At 69.0% G+C, this 14,952-nt stretch carries 10 protein-coding genes; 9 read left to right on the forward strand and 1 reads right to left on the reverse strand.

Annotated elements, in window-relative coordinates; translation table 11 throughout:
* Positions 1–8: 8 nt before the first annotated feature.
* From ASG27_RS04880 to ASG27_RS04900, 5 genes are all read left to right on the forward strand, one after another.
* The gene (locus ASG27_RS04880) at positions 9–317 is read left to right on the forward strand and encodes a hypothetical protein (protein ID WP_056411775.1); all 309 of its coding nucleotides are present in this window, start codon (positions 9–11) and stop codon (positions 315–317) included.
* On the forward strand, positions 314–2,152 hold the full coding sequence (locus ASG27_RS04885) for a PepSY-associated TM helix domain-containing protein (RefSeq protein ID WP_442854068.1): 1,839 nt from the start codon (positions 314–316) through the stop codon (positions 2,150–2,152). The genes ASG27_RS04880 and ASG27_RS04885 overlap by 4 nt, the downstream gene beginning before the upstream one ends.
* A gap of 3 nt (positions 2,153–2,155) precedes the next feature.
* Complete coding sequence (locus tag ASG27_RS04890) at positions 2,156–2,488, forward strand: DUF3325 domain-containing protein (protein ID WP_056411776.1); 333 nt, start codon at positions 2,156–2,158, stop codon at positions 2,486–2,488.
* A 225-nt stretch (positions 2,489–2,713) separates the two neighbouring features.
* Positions 2,714–4,873, forward strand: coding sequence for a TonB-dependent receptor (locus tag ASG27_RS04895; protein ID WP_056411783.1), 2,160 nt, complete (start codon positions 2,714–2,716; stop codon positions 4,871–4,873).
* A 118-nt stretch (positions 4,874–4,991) separates the two neighbouring features.
* Entirely contained in the window at positions 4,992–7,124 is a 2,133-nt protein-coding gene (locus ASG27_RS04900) for a TonB-dependent siderophore receptor (protein ID WP_056411784.1), read from the forward strand.
* Positions 7,125–7,202: 78 nt separating this feature from the next.
* Here ASG27_RS04900 and ASG27_RS04905 read toward each other — a convergent pair whose 3' ends face one another.
* Positions 7,203–9,356, reverse strand: a complete 2,154-nt coding sequence (locus ASG27_RS04905) for a M48 family metallopeptidase (RefSeq protein WP_156370980.1) — start codon at positions 9,354–9,356, stop codon at positions 7,203–7,205.
* A 584-nt stretch (positions 9,357–9,940) separates the two neighbouring features.
* Between ASG27_RS04905 and ASG27_RS04910 the strand changes: the two genes are divergently transcribed.
* The 4 genes from ASG27_RS04910 to ASG27_RS04925 all read left to right on the forward strand — a co-directional run bounded on the left by ASG27_RS04910 (position 9,941) and on the right by ASG27_RS04925 (position 14,677).
* Positions 9,941–11,158: a PepSY-associated TM helix domain-containing protein gene (locus ASG27_RS04910; protein WP_056411787.1), complete on the forward strand. Its 1,218-nt coding sequence runs from the start codon at positions 9,941–9,943 to the stop codon at positions 11,156–11,158.
* Positions 11,155–11,451 (forward strand): hypothetical protein, encoded by a 297-nt coding sequence (locus ASG27_RS27250; RefSeq protein WP_056411788.1) that lies wholly within the window; start codon positions 11,155–11,157, stop codon positions 11,449–11,451. Before ASG27_RS04910 ends, ASG27_RS27250 begins: the two co-directional genes overlap by 4 nt.
* 34 nt (positions 11,452–11,485) lie before the next feature.
* Positions 11,486–13,726, forward strand: a complete 2,241-nt coding sequence (locus ASG27_RS04920; RefSeq protein ID WP_056411789.1) for a TonB-dependent receptor — start codon at positions 11,486–11,488, stop codon at positions 13,724–13,726.
* Positions 13,727–13,942: 216 nt separating this feature from the next.
* Positions 13,943–14,677: a TonB-dependent receptor gene (locus ASG27_RS04925; RefSeq protein WP_056411790.1), complete on the forward strand. Its 735-nt coding sequence runs from the start codon at positions 13,943–13,945 to the stop codon at positions 14,675–14,677.
* The last annotated feature ends 275 nt before the right edge of the window (positions 14,678–14,952 follow it).

Consider the following 14,952-nt stretch of genomic DNA (forward strand, 5'->3'; position numbering starts at 1 on the left):
GGCACGCCATGAAGGCCGCGCGCGTCGATTGGCGCTACCGGCTGGCCATCACCTCCCGCGCCGTGGCGGCCATTGGCGGCGGCTATGCGCTGGCGGCGGGGTTCGCGGCGGCGTTGTCGCTGGGGCTGGCGCAGTTCATGCCACGGGTGGAAGCCGTGCTCACGGCCACCATGCTGGCCTGGCTGGCCTACGCCATCGCCGCGGGCTGGGCGTTCTATGCCCGCACCGCCCTGGGAGCCTGGGCGGGCACGCTGCTGCCGGCGCTGGTACTGGGTGCCTGCGCCATGGCGCCGCAATGGATGAAGGCCGCCGCATGAACACCACCACACTGACACCCGACGCGTCCGCAGACATCGCAGCGGGCACGCCCACGGCGGCTACTGTGAACGCCAAGACCAAAGCCGCCAGGACACCCAACGACCGCGAGGGCTTTCGCCAGGCGATGTCGTGGCTGCACACCTGGGCCGGGCTGATCCTGGGCTGGTTGCTGTTCGCGATCTTCCTCACCGGCACGCTGTCGTTCTTCAAGAACGAGTTCAACCTGTGGATGCGCCCCGAGATGCACGGCCTGCCCGCGGCGGATGCGCAGGTGGCCCAGAAGTCGCTCGATGCCCTGGTGCGCAAGTCGCCCGAGGTCACGCAGTGGATCATGCATCTGCCCGACGAGCGCGACCCCGCCGTCAACCTGCTGTGGCGCGGTACCGGCAACGGCCGGTTCGAGACGCTGCGCATGAACCCGCAGACCGGCGAGGCCATCGAGGCGCGCCAGACCATGGGCGGGGACTTCTTCTACCGCTTCCACTTCGAGCTGCGCACGGCCCAGAAGGGCCGCTGGACCCTCGAAGGCCGCTGGGTGGTGGGCGTGGCGACGATGCTGATGTTCGTCGCGCTGATCACGGGCGTGATCACGCACCGCCGCGTCTTCAAGGACTTCTTCACCTTCCGCCCCACCAAGGGCGGGCAGCGCGCCTGGCTGGATGCGCACAACGTCACCGGCGTGCTGGTGCTGCCGTTCTACTTGATGATCACCTTCAGCGGGCTGATGATCTTCCACACGCTGTACATGCCCGCCGGCATCGCCACCACGTACAAGAATGAAAAGGGCGTGGACTCCAACGCGTACTTTGCCGACCTGCAGGGCGAGAAGGCCGAGAGCCGACCCCGCCGTGGCGCAAGCGACAAGGTGGAGCCCCTGCCCGCCATCGCGCTGCAGCCCATCCTGACCGAAGCACGCACCCGCTGGGACGGCGGGCGCATCGGCAGCGTGCAGGCGCGCCGCGATGCCAAGGGCCGCGCCGTGGTCGAGGTCACGCGCCACGAGGGCGACCGACTGCAGTACCGTCCGCCGCGCCTGTTGTTCGACGCCACCACCGGCCAGTGGCTGGACCAGGCCGACCCCACCGGCCCCGCCGCCAAGACCTATGGCGTGCTGTACGGGCTGCACCTGGCGCGCTTTGCCGATGCTGGCATGCGCTGGGCCCTGTTCGGCTTTGGCGTGCTGGGCAGCCTGATGATCGCCACGGGCATGGTGCTGTGGACCGTCAAGCGCAGCGCCCTGTCGCAAACCAAAGCCGGCCGCCAGGGCGCAGCCACCGCTGCAGCGCGCACCCAGGCGCCCTTTGGCGAGCGCCTGGTGGCCGCCATCAACATCGCCACGCTCGCGGGCCTGCCGCTGGCCTGCGGCGTGTACGTGGCCTCCAACCGGCTGATCCCGGTGGGCATCGAGGGCCGGGCCGATGCCGAGCTGGCCTGGTTCTTCAGCGCCTGGGGCGTCGCGCTGCTGTGGGCGCTGGCGTGCGCCGTGGTGCGGCCCAGCCGCATGGGCTGGTCGGTACCGCTGGGTGCTGCGGGTGCCGTGTGGACGGCCCTGCCGCTGATCAACGCACTGACCACCCACACCCACCTGGGCGTCACGCTGCCCGCGGGCGAATGGATCTGGGCCAGCATGGACCTGTCGTTCCTGGCCACGGGCCTGCTGCTGTGCTGGCTGTCCTGGCGGCTGCGCCCGGGGCGCGTGCCCAAGGGCCGGGCGGCGGTGTCCCAGGCACCGCGCCACGCCGCAACCGCCAACGCAACCGCCCACGCATCGGCCCCGCAGCCCGCGGCACCGGCGCTGTCGGCCACGCCCGACGTCTCCACGACGGGAGCCTGATCCATGTCCGCTTTTCTGCTGTGTTTTGCCGCATGGTCGGCCATCGCGCTGGGCATGGACCGCCACCACGAAGACGCGCTGGGCCGCGAGGGCACGGCGCGGCGCCAGATGCACCTGCGCCGCGCCGGCTGGCTGGTGCTGGCGCTCTCGCTGTGGCTGGCGGCGCGGCCGTCGGGCGAGGTGCCTGCATCGCTGGGCGTGACGGCCTGGACGGTCGCCCTGTCGGTCGCGGCCCTGGCGGTGACCGCCATGGTGACCTGGCAGCCGCGGCGCACACCGGTCGCGGCCGGCGTCGCGCTGGCTGCCGGGCTGCTGGCGTGGGCCGGCGGCTGGTGATGGCGCCCAGCGCCGCACGGGCTGGCTGAACGCCGCTGCGGCGCAGCGGCAGCGCTGCGCACGCCCGGGCCACACCGCGTCCTGCCCCCTGCCCCGTCCACCCCAACGCATTCGTTTCGCTTCACCGCTCCGCACACCTCCCAGCCAGGGCCGACCACCGGCCCGCGCCAGGCCCGGTGTGCGGGTTGTCTTCACCTGCGCTGCGCACATACCAAAGGAAAAACCATGCACGCATTCCGCCAGTACCACAGGCTCAGGCCCCTGTCGGCCGCCCTGCTCGCCGCGCTTTGCAGCGCTGCGTGGGCGCAGCAGAGCCCGCCGGCCACCGCACCGCAGACGCTGGGTGAGGTCACGGTGCAGTCCACCACGGGCGACGACGGCTACTCGCCCGCCGCCAGCACCTCGGCCACCAAGGGCAGCGCGCCGCTGCGCGACGTGCCCCAGGCCGTGAACGTGGTGCCCGAGCAGCTCATGCGCGACCAGGGAGCGCGGTCGATGGAAGACGTGCTGCGCAACGTGCCCGGCGTGGCCATGAGCCACGGCGACGGCCAGCGCGACCAGGTGGTGATCCGCGGCTTCACGGCCATCGCCGACCAGTTTGTCGACGGCGTGCGCGACGATGCGCTGTACTTCCGCGACCTGGCCGACATCGAGCGGGTGGAAGTCCTCAAGGGCCCCGCCGCCGTGCTGTACGGGCGCGGATCGTCGGGCGGCCTGATCAACCGCGTGACCAAGAAGCCCAGGTTCGGCGAGACCTCGGGCGAGGCGTCGCTGGGCCTGGGCAGCTTCGATTACCGCCGCGCCACGGCCGATGTGAATGTGGGCATCAGCGACACCGCGGCCTTTCGCATCAACGCCGCGGTGGAGGACTCGGGCAGCTACCGCGACCAGCAGTTCGTCAAGCGCCACAACTTCGCGCCGTCGCTTGCGCTCAAGCTCGCGGCGCAGACCGACCTGCTGCTGCAGTACACCAACGCCCGCGACCAGCGCCTGACGGACTTCGGCATTCCGGCGCTCAACGGCCGGCCCGTCAACGTGTCGCCGCGCACGTACTACGGCTCCAGCAACGCCGCGCAGGACGACACCACCACCAGCACCATGCAATCGTTCGCGGCCACGCTGAACCACCGCTTCAACGACGACTGGTCGGTGCGCAACGTCACGCGCCTGTACGACTACGCGCTCGACCGCTACAACACCCTGCCCGGCGGCACCACCGACCCGGTGAACCTGACCGTGGGCCGCACGCGCTCGTTCGTCCTGCGCGACGAAAAAGGCTTCTTCAACCAGACCGACGTCACCTGGCGCAACCGGCTGGGCGGCTTCCAGCAGGAATGGCTGATGGGCGTGGAGCTGGGCCAGCAAAAGAAGCGCGCCGAGTCCGTCTCGGGCGGCGCCGACCGCGTGCCGATCTTCAACCCCGGCAACCGCCCCGCCCCCGCCATCCCGGCCGCCAGCTTTGCGGCCGACGGCGCCATCCCCAGCCACACCACACAGGACACGGCCGCGCTGTACTGGCAAAACCAGATCACGCTGGCGCCCCAGTGGAAGGCGCTGGTGGGCGCCCGCTACGACGTGTTCGGGCAGGAGACCACGTTCGACCGCAAGCTCGCGGGCCTGTCGCGCACCGACAAGAAGTTCAGCCCCCGCGCGGGCCTGGTGTGGCAGCCCAGCGAGGCGCTGTCGTACTACGTGTCGTACAGCAAGTCGTTCCAGCCCTCGGCCGAGACCTTCGCACTGGCTGCCAACAACACCGGCGCCGAGCCCGAGATCACCGAGAACAAGGAGATCGGCGTGAAGCTCGACGTGCTGGACGGCCGGCTGAACTTCACCGGCGCGCTCTTCAACCTTGAACGCACCAACATCAAGAACACCGACCCGACCAACCCGTCGCGCCAGATCAACGTGGGCACGCAGCGCACCAACGGCCTGGAGCTGACCGCCAATGGCCGCCTGCCCGACCGCTGGGACGTGAGCGCGGGCTACGCGTGGCTGGATGGCCGCATGACCCGGTCGCTGGCCACCACGGGCTCGCTGCAGCTGCCCACAGCGGCCATCGCCGCACAGGGCAAGGTGGCTGCACTCACGCCGCGCAACTCCGCGTTCCTGTGGGCCATGAAGGACCTGGGCCACGGCCTGCGCGCGGGCGGCGGCGTGAACTACGTGGGTGCGCGCTTCACCTCGCTGACCAACCTGGTCACCCTGCCCGGCTACACCACGCTCGACGTGGCGCTGCAGTACACGCTGGGCCAGTGGGACCTGGACGTGAACATCAAGAACCTGGCCAACCGCAAGTACTACGTGTCCGCCCACGGCAGCAACGACAACCTGATCCTGCCCGGCTCGCCCCGCGCACTGCAGGTGACGCTGCGCACGCGGTTCTGACCCGCCAGGCCATCTGCCTGCTGCGAATTTTCAATGGAAATGACTGCTACCGCTTGATAGACAAGCGGTAGCAGCTACCAAAACCATAGCGTTTTACACACCGAGGAGGAGAAGCACCATGCGCATGCACCCATTGGCCCTGGCGGCCTCGCTGCTGGCCACGCTGGCCACAGCCCAGGCCCAGACCACCGCCACCACCGCCACCACCGCCGCCACCGCCGCCCTGCCCGAGGTCAAAGTGACCGACGGCGCGGACGGCGCCACCACCGAGGGCAGCGGCCAGTACACCGCCCGCGAAGTCAGCGTGGGCAAGCTGCAGCAGACGCCGCGCGAGACGCCCCAGTCCATCAGCGTGGTCACGCGCCAGCAGCTTGACGACCGCAACCTGACCAAGGTCGAGGACGCGATCAAGCTGAGCACTGGCATGACCATCACGCGGCTGGACGGCGCGGGCAACTACAACTCGTTCCAGTCGCGCGGGTTCGATCTGGGCGCGATCCAGCTCGACGGCGTGCCCATCCCGCAAGGCAACTACAGCACGCTCGATACGGCCATGTACGACCGCATCGAAGTGCTGCGCGGCCCGGCCGGCCTGCTGCAGGGCGCGAGCGAGCCCGGCGGCACGGTGAACCTGGTGCGCAAGCGCGCCCCGGCCAAGCTGGCCATCGGCGCCGATGCGGCGGTGGGCTCGTTCGGCCTGCGCCGGGGCACGGTGGACGTGGGCGGCGGCCTGAACGCCGAAGGCACGATCCGCGCGCGCGCCGTGGCCGTGGTGGAAGACCGTGACAGCCACATCGACACGCTGTTCAACAACAAGCGCCTGGGCTACGGCACGCTGGAATGGGACATCGCCCCGTCCACCACCGTGTCGGTGGGGGCTGCGCAGCAGCGCGTGCGCGCCGCCATCGACCAGGGCCTGCCCACCTATGCCGACGGCCGCCTGGCCGACCTGCCCCGCAGTTCCTTTGCCGGCCTGCGTGCCAACCGGCAAGACCTGGAGACCACCGACGTCTTCGCGGAGCTGGAGCACCGCCTGGCCGGCGGCGGCGTGGTGCGCCTGTCCGCGCGGGACATCGACCGCACCGCGTTCTACCGCTCGGCCCGCGCCAACAGCGCGCTGGCCGCCAACGGCAGCTTCACCATGGAAACGGTGGACGGCGACTTCCACGTGCGCACCCGCAACTACGACGCCTTCCTGGCCACGCCGGTGCAGGTGGCAGGCCGCACCCACAAGCTGCTGGTGGGCGCGAGCCACAACGAGGGCAAGACCTGGGACGGCAACTACGCCTACGGCCAGCCCCGGCCCTTCAATTTGCTGCGGCCCAACTACGACCTGGCCTATCCCGACATCCCGCTGCCGGGCTTCACCTCCCTCATCACCCGCCGCGAGAACGCGCTGTACGGCCAGGCCCAGGTCAGCCTGGCCGACACCGTCAAGCTGCTGGCCGGCGGGCGCCTGTCGTGGGCCGAGGTGGTGACGCGCAGCACCAGCACCGGCGCAGTCACCGCCGCCGCAGACCCCGGCCGCCAGTTCGTGCCGTCGCTGGCGCTGATGTGGGACTTCCACCCGCAGTACACCGCCTACGCCAGCTACGCCGAGACCTTCGTCGTGCAAAGCCAGCTCACCACCGCCAAGCAGCTGATCGAGCCGCGCACGGGCAAGCAGGTCGAACTGGGGTTGAAGGGCGAGTTCCTGCAAAAGCGCCTGCAGGCCCATGCAGCGCTCTTTCGCATCATCGACGAGAACCGCGCCATCCCCGACCCGGTGGTGACCAACGCATCGATCGCCGGCGGCAAGGTCCGCGCGCAGGGCTTCGAGGCCGAGGTCAGCGGCCAGCCGCAGCCCGGCTGGGACCTCGTGGCGGGCTACGCCTACAACGACACCCGCTACCTCAAGGCCCCCGTGGCCCAGCAGGGCCAGGTGTTCAGCCCCATCACCCCGCGCCACAGCGTGAACCTGTTCACCCGCTATGCCTTCACCCACCCCGCCCTGCGCGGCTTCAGCGTGGGCGGCGGCATGTCCTGGCGCAGTGAGTTCTTCGCGCAAAGCGGAGCGCTGCGCATCAACGCACCCGGCTACGCGGTGTTCAATGCGCAGCTGAGCTACCAGATCAACGACCACCTGTCGGTGAACCTGTCGGTGGACAACCTGCTGGACAAGACCTACTACGAGAAAGTGTCGGGCGTTTCGCGCCAGAACTTCTATGGCGAGCCGCGGCGGGTGACGGTGGCGCTGAAGGCGCGGTATTGAGCGCCCAGGCATGCATGCACCCCGCCGTAGCTGCGGCGCACAGGCATCGGACTCGCCCGGTGCCTGTGCACGGCGAGGTTACATCGACTGCAAATGCTGGCGCGCATGCCAGCCAGACAGGTAGCGCATCACGGCTTCGTGCATGGCGTCCATGTCCATGCCCTTCGCCTTCGACATGCCCACCAGCAGCTTGTTCTTGGCCGGCCGGTAAGTGATGCGGCGCAGGTTGGAATGCGGCGCCTGCAGCCGCGGGGCCGCGGGGTCCAGGTCGAAGGTCATCACCATGTTGGAGCCGTTGACCACCGTGCACGAGTAGTCGCTGACCGAAGACCAGGGCACGATCTGCGGCCAGCCGGGCACGACCATGCCTTCGGCGGTGAGCTGCATCACCATGACGACAGAACGCCGCCAGAACCACCAGGTGATGCCGATCAGCATGACCGTCAGACCCGCCGTCATCAGGATCAGCGTCTGAAACCCGGCAAACGATTTACCCGGTGAGAAGCTGTGCACGACCAGTGCGGCGCAGGCAGCAAAAGCGATGGCGGTAAAGCCGGCAAAAAGCCAGACGTTTGACTTGCGCTCGAACAAGTCGACAGAGCCTTGGGCCTGCTCCACCGTATCGGCCAGATTCTTGCGCACCTGCTCGTTCTGCTCACGCGCCAGGCCCTTGAAGTCGGCCAGCAACCGCGCCTGCAGGCCCTGGCTGTCGGCAAACAGCGAGCGCACCCACACCATGGCCTGGTCGTCAGGCAGCACCAGCACGCCTTGCACCATGGCATCGGTCACCGGGGCGTTCACGGCCTTGGCGCGCTCCAGCGTGGGCGGATGGGTGTCGCTGGGGTGCATCGTCGCCACTTCGGTCGCAAAGTCGGGGGCCTTCAAGCCCGCTTCCCGCACGGCATCGTGCAGCATCTGCACCAGATCGCTGCCCGCTTCTTGCGGGCGGCGGCCGATCTCGTTGAGCACGGTGTTCACGACGTCGTGCAGCGCGGTGACGCGCACCAGCGATCGTGCGACTGCCTCGCCGCTGACCAGCCGGGCGGCCACCTGGTCGGCCGCGAATTCGCGCACACGGCTCCAATGCTTGACCGCCAGGTCGAAGCGCTCCAGCAGGTATTCGATGAAGGTGGTGGCAGGCAGATCCGCCCACGAGCCGCTGTTGTTGCGGCCGTAGATGGCGTGCAGGCTGGCCACCAGCCGCTGGTAGATGGGCGAGAACTGCAGGCTGTACGCCGTGTCGGCGCCTGCGAAGTGCCCCAGTTCGTGCGCGAGGATGGCGCTGATCTCGTCACGCTGCAGCAGCGTGAGATAGGTCAGCGGCAGGTACATGGTCTCGCCTGTCAGCTGCTGGCCGCTGGGCACCAGTTGCATGGCGTGGCCGGTGACGTAGAAGCCATCGGTCAAGCCCACTACCAGATGGGCGGGCGCTGCAGCCCCGGCGGCCTGGGCCAGCGTGTCCACATAGGCCCACAAGGCGGGCGCTTCTTGCCGCGACACCGACACGCCCATGACTTCGTTGGGTTCGTCATGCAGCACCTGCAGCGATGTGTACAGCGCACGCAACAGCGTCGCGCCCCACCACAGCACCAGGCCTGCGACCAGCAGGATGACCATCTGGAACTTGGCCTCGCCCGATCCCGCGCGCTCCAGGATCACCACCTGGTACGCCACCCCCAGGCGCGCCACCAGCAGGCCGGCCACCGTGATCATCAGCAGCCCCATGTGCATGGTGAGGTAGGTGGGCAGCAGGTTGCGCCAGCGGACAAAAAGCCGCATCAGCGCATCGCGCGACTGCAGTGCCTGGCGGCCCGCTGCGCTGACCCCGTACAGCCCCGCCAGCGCCACCAGGGCGGTCAGCACGCCGGCCACCATGGCCGCGATACTGGCCGGGCGCACCACCGCTGCCACCTGGGCGCGGGTTGCCGAGTCGCCCCGAATGCTCTTGGCGATCTGCTGCAGCCTGAGCGATGCAGAAAACCCGCTGTGCTGTTGTCCGTCGATGGTGATCACCGTGCGAGGGTTCTCGCGCACGGCCTCCAGCGCATCCGTCACCTCGGCCAGCATTTGCTGCTGCTCTGCAGACAGCCCCGTCTGGGCGTACTGACGGTATTCCCAATAGCCGATGCCCGAGAGCAGCAAGGGAATGCACACCGCCCACAGCACCAGCCTCGCACTGGTGGGCAGGGCCTGCAAGGCACTGGATATTTTTTGACCGAACGAAGACGCCATGATGGTTGGAATGGTTGATTTTTTGATGGATCCGCGTGCGGGCCCCACGCAGGGTGCTGCCGCAGCAGCCACGGGCCACTGCCTCCGCGTCAGTGACCGCGCCCGAGTGAAGCCCACCCAAGGCCCTGCAGCCTCCGACGTGAACCGGGGTGCTGCGCAACGGGCTGACAGGGCGTTGTTTCAGGCGGTGCGATTCTGCCGCCGCCACACCGCACAACGCGATGGCAGCGCTACCAAGAAGCAACCGTTTGTGTTTTTGGCTCCGCCGGTGCCGCGCCGCGGTGCTGTGAACCACGACCGCCACAGCATGTGCTGTTGCAAAAACGCACGCGCACAAGAAAAAGAACCATTCTCATTTAGAATGTAACCATTCCTACCGCAAGCCAGTCGCGGGGAGCATCCCTCCTTCGGACCAGCCAGCACTCGCTGTCGCCTCCTTTTCACTGTTGAAGAGGACGACCGTCTGGACCCAAGCCCATCTGGCTCGCTGTAGCGGCCGCCGTGGCCGCTGACCACAGCGGCCTGTCGGCAGGCATGCCCGCGAGAGGGCCGAGGCCAGGATCACCTGCTGACCACCACCCGCCATGCTTTCGCCCACCGCCCTGCGCCGCTGGTCATGGACCCACAAGTGGTCCAGCCTGGTCTGCACCGTCTTCATGCTGCTGCTGTGCCTGACCGGCCTGCCGCTCATCTTTCACCACGAGATCGGCCACCTGCTGGGCACCGAGGTCGAAGCGCCCCCCATGCCCGCCCACACGCCGCGCGCCAGCCTGGACACGGTGCTGGCCGCCGCGCAGGCGCTGCACCCCGACCGCGTGGTGCAGTTCGCTTCGCAGCCCGAGGACGACGACGCCCTGTGGTTCGTGACCCTCACGCCCACGCCCGCGCCGACCGAGGATTTCAAGTCCATCGCGGTGGACGCGCGCACTGCGGCCGTGTTGTCGCAGCGGCCGGTGGACCAGGGTTTCATGTACATCATGTTCCGCCTGCATGTGGACCTGTTCGCGGGCCTGGCGGGCAAGCTGTTCCTGGGGTTCATGGGCTTGCTGCTGCTGGTGGCCATCGTCACCGGCGTGGTGCTGTACGCGCCGTTCATGCGCAAGCTCGCGTTCGGCGAGGTGCGCCGGGACCGGTCCACCCGCGTGAAGTGGCTCGACCTGCACAACCTGCTGGGCATCGTCACGCTGGTGTGGGCCTTCGTGGTGGGCGGCACGGGCATGATCAACACCTGGGCCGACCTGATGATCAAGTACTGGCAGTACGACCAGCTGTCGACCCTGCTCAAGCCGTACGAAGGCCAGCCCACCGTGCCCGTGGCCGAGCGCGGGCCGCTGCAACAGGCGCTGCAGGCCGCGCAGGCGCATGCGCCGGGCATGAAGCTGTCGTTCATCGCCTTCCCGGGCACGGCGTTTTCCAGCCCGCACCACAACACGTTCTTCCTGAAGGGCAACGAGCCGCTGACCTCGCGCCTGCTGCAGCCCGTGATGGTGGACGCGCGCACCGCAGAGGTCACCGCCGCACCAAAGCTGCCGTGGTACCTGACGGCGCTGCTGGTGTCGCAGCCGCTGCACTTTGGCGACTACGGCGGCATGCCGATGAAGATCATCTGGGCGCTGCTCGACATCGCGACCATCGTCGTGCTGGGCAGCGGGCTGTACCTGTGGCTGCGCAAGGGCGTGCAGGCGGGCAGCACCACTGCGGCGGCCACCGCGCCCGCGCCTACCGGCCTGCCCACTGCCTCTACCGCCATCCCAGCCGCACGCACCGGCACGCCGCTGCCCCGCACGGAGGGCCGCGCATGAAGCCGAACCCGTTCTGGTCGCTCTGGGGCTGGCCCATCGTGATGGGCGTGCTGACCACCACGGGCCTGATCACCGCCCTGGTGTCCGACACCTGGGGCGACTGGTGGTCGTGGGTGGGCCTGGGCGTTCCGGTGGCGGTGATGGGCTGGTTCTCATGGCCTTTTTCACAGCAGGCACACCATGCACGCCGCGCCCTCCGTGACACCCCGGCACCGCAGGCCACCCCGGGCCGCGCCGGCGACCCCGTCGACACCGACATCCACAGCAGCGGCACCGATTCGGCGCCGCGCTGACACCTCCTTCAACTTCATTTTTCACACCACGACCATGCGCCCAGCCACATCGTTCCAGCCAGCCCCGCTGCGCCCCGTTTTTGCCGCCACGCCGGTGGCCATTGCCGCCGCCGTGATGTTCGCGCTGGCAGCGCCTGCCGTACTGGCCCAGCAGGCTGCGCCAGCCGCCCCCGCGGACGGCAAGGCGCTGTCCACCGTCACGGTGAACGCCAGTGCCGACGCATCGGCGCAAGGCCTGTCGCCGGCCTACGCTGGCGGCCAGGTGGCCCGCGGCGGCCGTGCCGGCGTGCTGGGCACCAAGGACGCGATGGACACGCCGTTTTCCATCACCAGCTACACCAACGAGTTCATCCAGGACCGCCATGCCCGCAGCGTGGGCGACGTGCTGCAGAACGATCCCACGGTGCGCGTGGCGCGCGGCTTCGGCAATTTTCAAGAGGCGTACTTCATCCGCGGCTTCATCCTGGACTCGGACGACACGGCCTACAACGGCCTGTACAGCCTGCTGCCGCGCCAGTACATCGCCACCGAGCTGTTCGAGCGCGTGGAAGTGCTGCGCGGCGCATCGGCCTTCTTGAGCGGTGCCAGCCCCAATGGCGGCGGCATCGGCGGATCGATCAACCTGCTGCCCAAGCGCGCGCCCAACGAGCCCTTGAACCGCGTCACATTCGGCGTCTCCAGCGGCGGGCAGACGCAGCTGGCGGCCGACATCGCGCGCCGATTCGGTCCCGACGGCAACACGGGCATCCGCGTGAATGCGGCCACCCACAACGGCGGCACGGCCGTGGACCATGAAGACGTCAAGCTCGGCCTGGCAGCCGTGGGGCTGGACTGGCGCAGCCGCGACGTGCGCCTGTCGGGCGACATCGGCTGGCAGGACCACAAGCTCAAGAGCACCCGCACCAACGTGACGCTGGGCGCCACCGCCATGCAGATGCCCACGGCACCCGACGGCGGCACCAACTTCGCCCAGCCCTGGACGTATTCGAACGAGCGCGACACCTTCGGCACGCTGCGCGGCGAGTGGGACATCACGCAGGACATCACTGGCTGGGCCGCAGCCGGCGCACGCCGCAGCTCCGAGGCCAACTCCCTGGCCAACCTGACGGTGAGCGACAGCAGCACGGGCGCGGGCTCTACCTACCGCTTCGACAACACCCGCAAGGACAGCGTCAACACCGGCGAGCTGGGCCTGCGCGGCAAGCTGCAGACCGGCAGCGTGGGCCACGAGTGGGTGGTGGTGGCTTCGCACTTCAGCGCGGACAAGAAGAACGCGTACGCGATGGACTTTGCCAACACGCAGTCCACCAACCTCTACAACCCCGTGTACAGCCCGCTGCCAGGCTTCAGCGCAGGTGCCTTCCGCGGCGGCGACCTGGCCGACCCGCGCCTGACCGGCAGCACGCGCCTGACCAGCTTTGCCATCGGCGACACCCTCTCGCTGCTGGACAAGCGCCTGCTGCTCACCGGCGGCCTGCGCCACCAGACCATCGAGATCGCCAACTACGCCTACGGCACAGCCGCCGAGACCGACCGCTACGACCAGAACCGCACCAGCCCGCTGCTGGCGGCCGTCTACAAGCTCGACAAGAGCCTGTCGCTGTACGGCAACTACGTGGAAGGCCTGAGCCAGGGCGCGACCGCGCCCTCCACCGCCGCCAACCGCGGCGAGATGCTGTCGCCCTACGTCGCCAAGCAAAAGGAAGTGGGCGTGAAGTTCGACGGCGGCCGCTTTGGCGGCAGCGTGGCGCTGTTCTCCACCACCAAGCCGCGTGCCTACGTGGGCAGCGACAACATCTTCCGCAGCAACGGCAAGGACCGCCACCAGGGCATCGAGCTGGCCGTGCAGGGCGAGGCGACCAAGGGCCTGCGCCTGCTGGGCGGCCTGACCTGGCTCGAAGCCAAGCAACTGAACACGGGCACCGCCAGCACCGACGGCCGCCGCGTGATCGGCGTGCCCAAGCTGCAGGCCAACATCGGCGCCGAGTGGGATGTGCCGGGCGTGAACGGCCTGGCGCTGGACGGCCGCCTGGTGCACACCGGCTCGGTGTATGCCAACGCCACCAACACCATCAGCGTGCCCGGCTGGAACCGCCTGGACGTGGGCGTGCGCTACCTGACCGAGGTGCAAGGCCGCCTCGTGACGCTGCGCGCCCGCGTGGACAACCTCACCAACCGCAACTACTGGGCATCGTCGGGCGGCTACCCCGGCGCGGGCTACCTGGTTGTGGGTGCGCCGCGCACGCTGTCGGTCAGCGTGGGCGTGGACTTCTGACGCCACCGGCTCTCCCCACTCTGCACCACAGCCCCTTGCCCCAGCGGCGCGTTCATCCGGACGCTGCACCCTGCACATCGCCGCACAGCCACCCAGCGCCTGACCACCGGGCGTAGGCAGCCACTCCCTTTCGCACCGCGTTTCGCCCCCTCGTCCAGGGGCGCGCAGCGCTGCGCGCTCGCCGATTTTTGTTGAAACCACCGAAAGGAAACTGCCATGTCCTCGTCCCTGCGCCACAAGGCCCCCGTGCTTGCCGCCCTGCTCGCCTGTGCATCCCTCACCGCCGTCACCGCCGCCCACGCCCACCAGGTGTGGCTGGAAAACGCGGGCGGCCAGGCCCGCCTGCACTTTGGCGAGTTCAACGAGAACCTGCGCGAGACCTCGCCAGGCTCGCTAGACAAATTCAAGGGCGTGCCCGCACTCGAGCAGCGCACCGGCACCGCCGCGCAGCGCGTGGACGGCCAGCTGGGCAAGGACGGCTTCAACTACACCGTGGCCGGCACGCCCGACACACTGTTCGCCGCCGCCACCTACCCGCTGATCGACCGCAGCAAGCGCAACCTGCCCGCGATGTACTGGCAGCCCTCGGCCCGCTGGGTGGCGGGCCTGACGCAAGCCGTGGCGCCCACCGCGCCGCTGGACCTGGTGCCCACCGGCAAGCCTGGCGAGTTCAAGGTGGTCTACAAGGGCGCGCCACTGCCCAAGGCCAAGGTGCAGCTGGCAGCCCCCTCGGGCTGGACGCGCGAGGCCGAGGCGGCTGAAGACGGCACCGTGACCTTCGTCACCCCCTGGAAGGGCCAGTACGTGGCCGAGGTCAAGCACAGCGACAAGACCCCCGGCGAAGCCCAGGGCGAGAAATACGGCGAAGCCAGCTACGTGACCACGCTGACCTTCGTGCTGGCCGACGGCATGGTGTCGCCCGCCCTGCCCGCCCCACCCAAGGCCCACTGAGAGCGGCTCACAAAACGCTTCTGGCGTTGTTGCCACGTCTTGTCGTACTGCGCGTACTGCTTGCGACGTGGCGCCTGGCCAGAACCGTTTCGCTGAGTTTTGTGATCCGCTCTGAGCCTTAGCGACCGCCGCGGCGCCGCCCGCAAGGCGCCACCGCGACTGGACCCACGCCATGCGCAGTCCCTGCAGCGCGGGCCGACGCACCACCGGCAACAGCCAGTCGCTCACGCCAGCGGTGTCGTGCAGGGTGCGGCTTCTGCATCCAGCGTCTGGTG

The sequence above is a fragment of the Acidovorax sp. Leaf191 genome, from assembly GCF_001424425.1.
Lineage (GTDB): Bacteria > Pseudomonadota > Gammaproteobacteria > Burkholderiales > Burkholderiaceae_C > Acidovorax.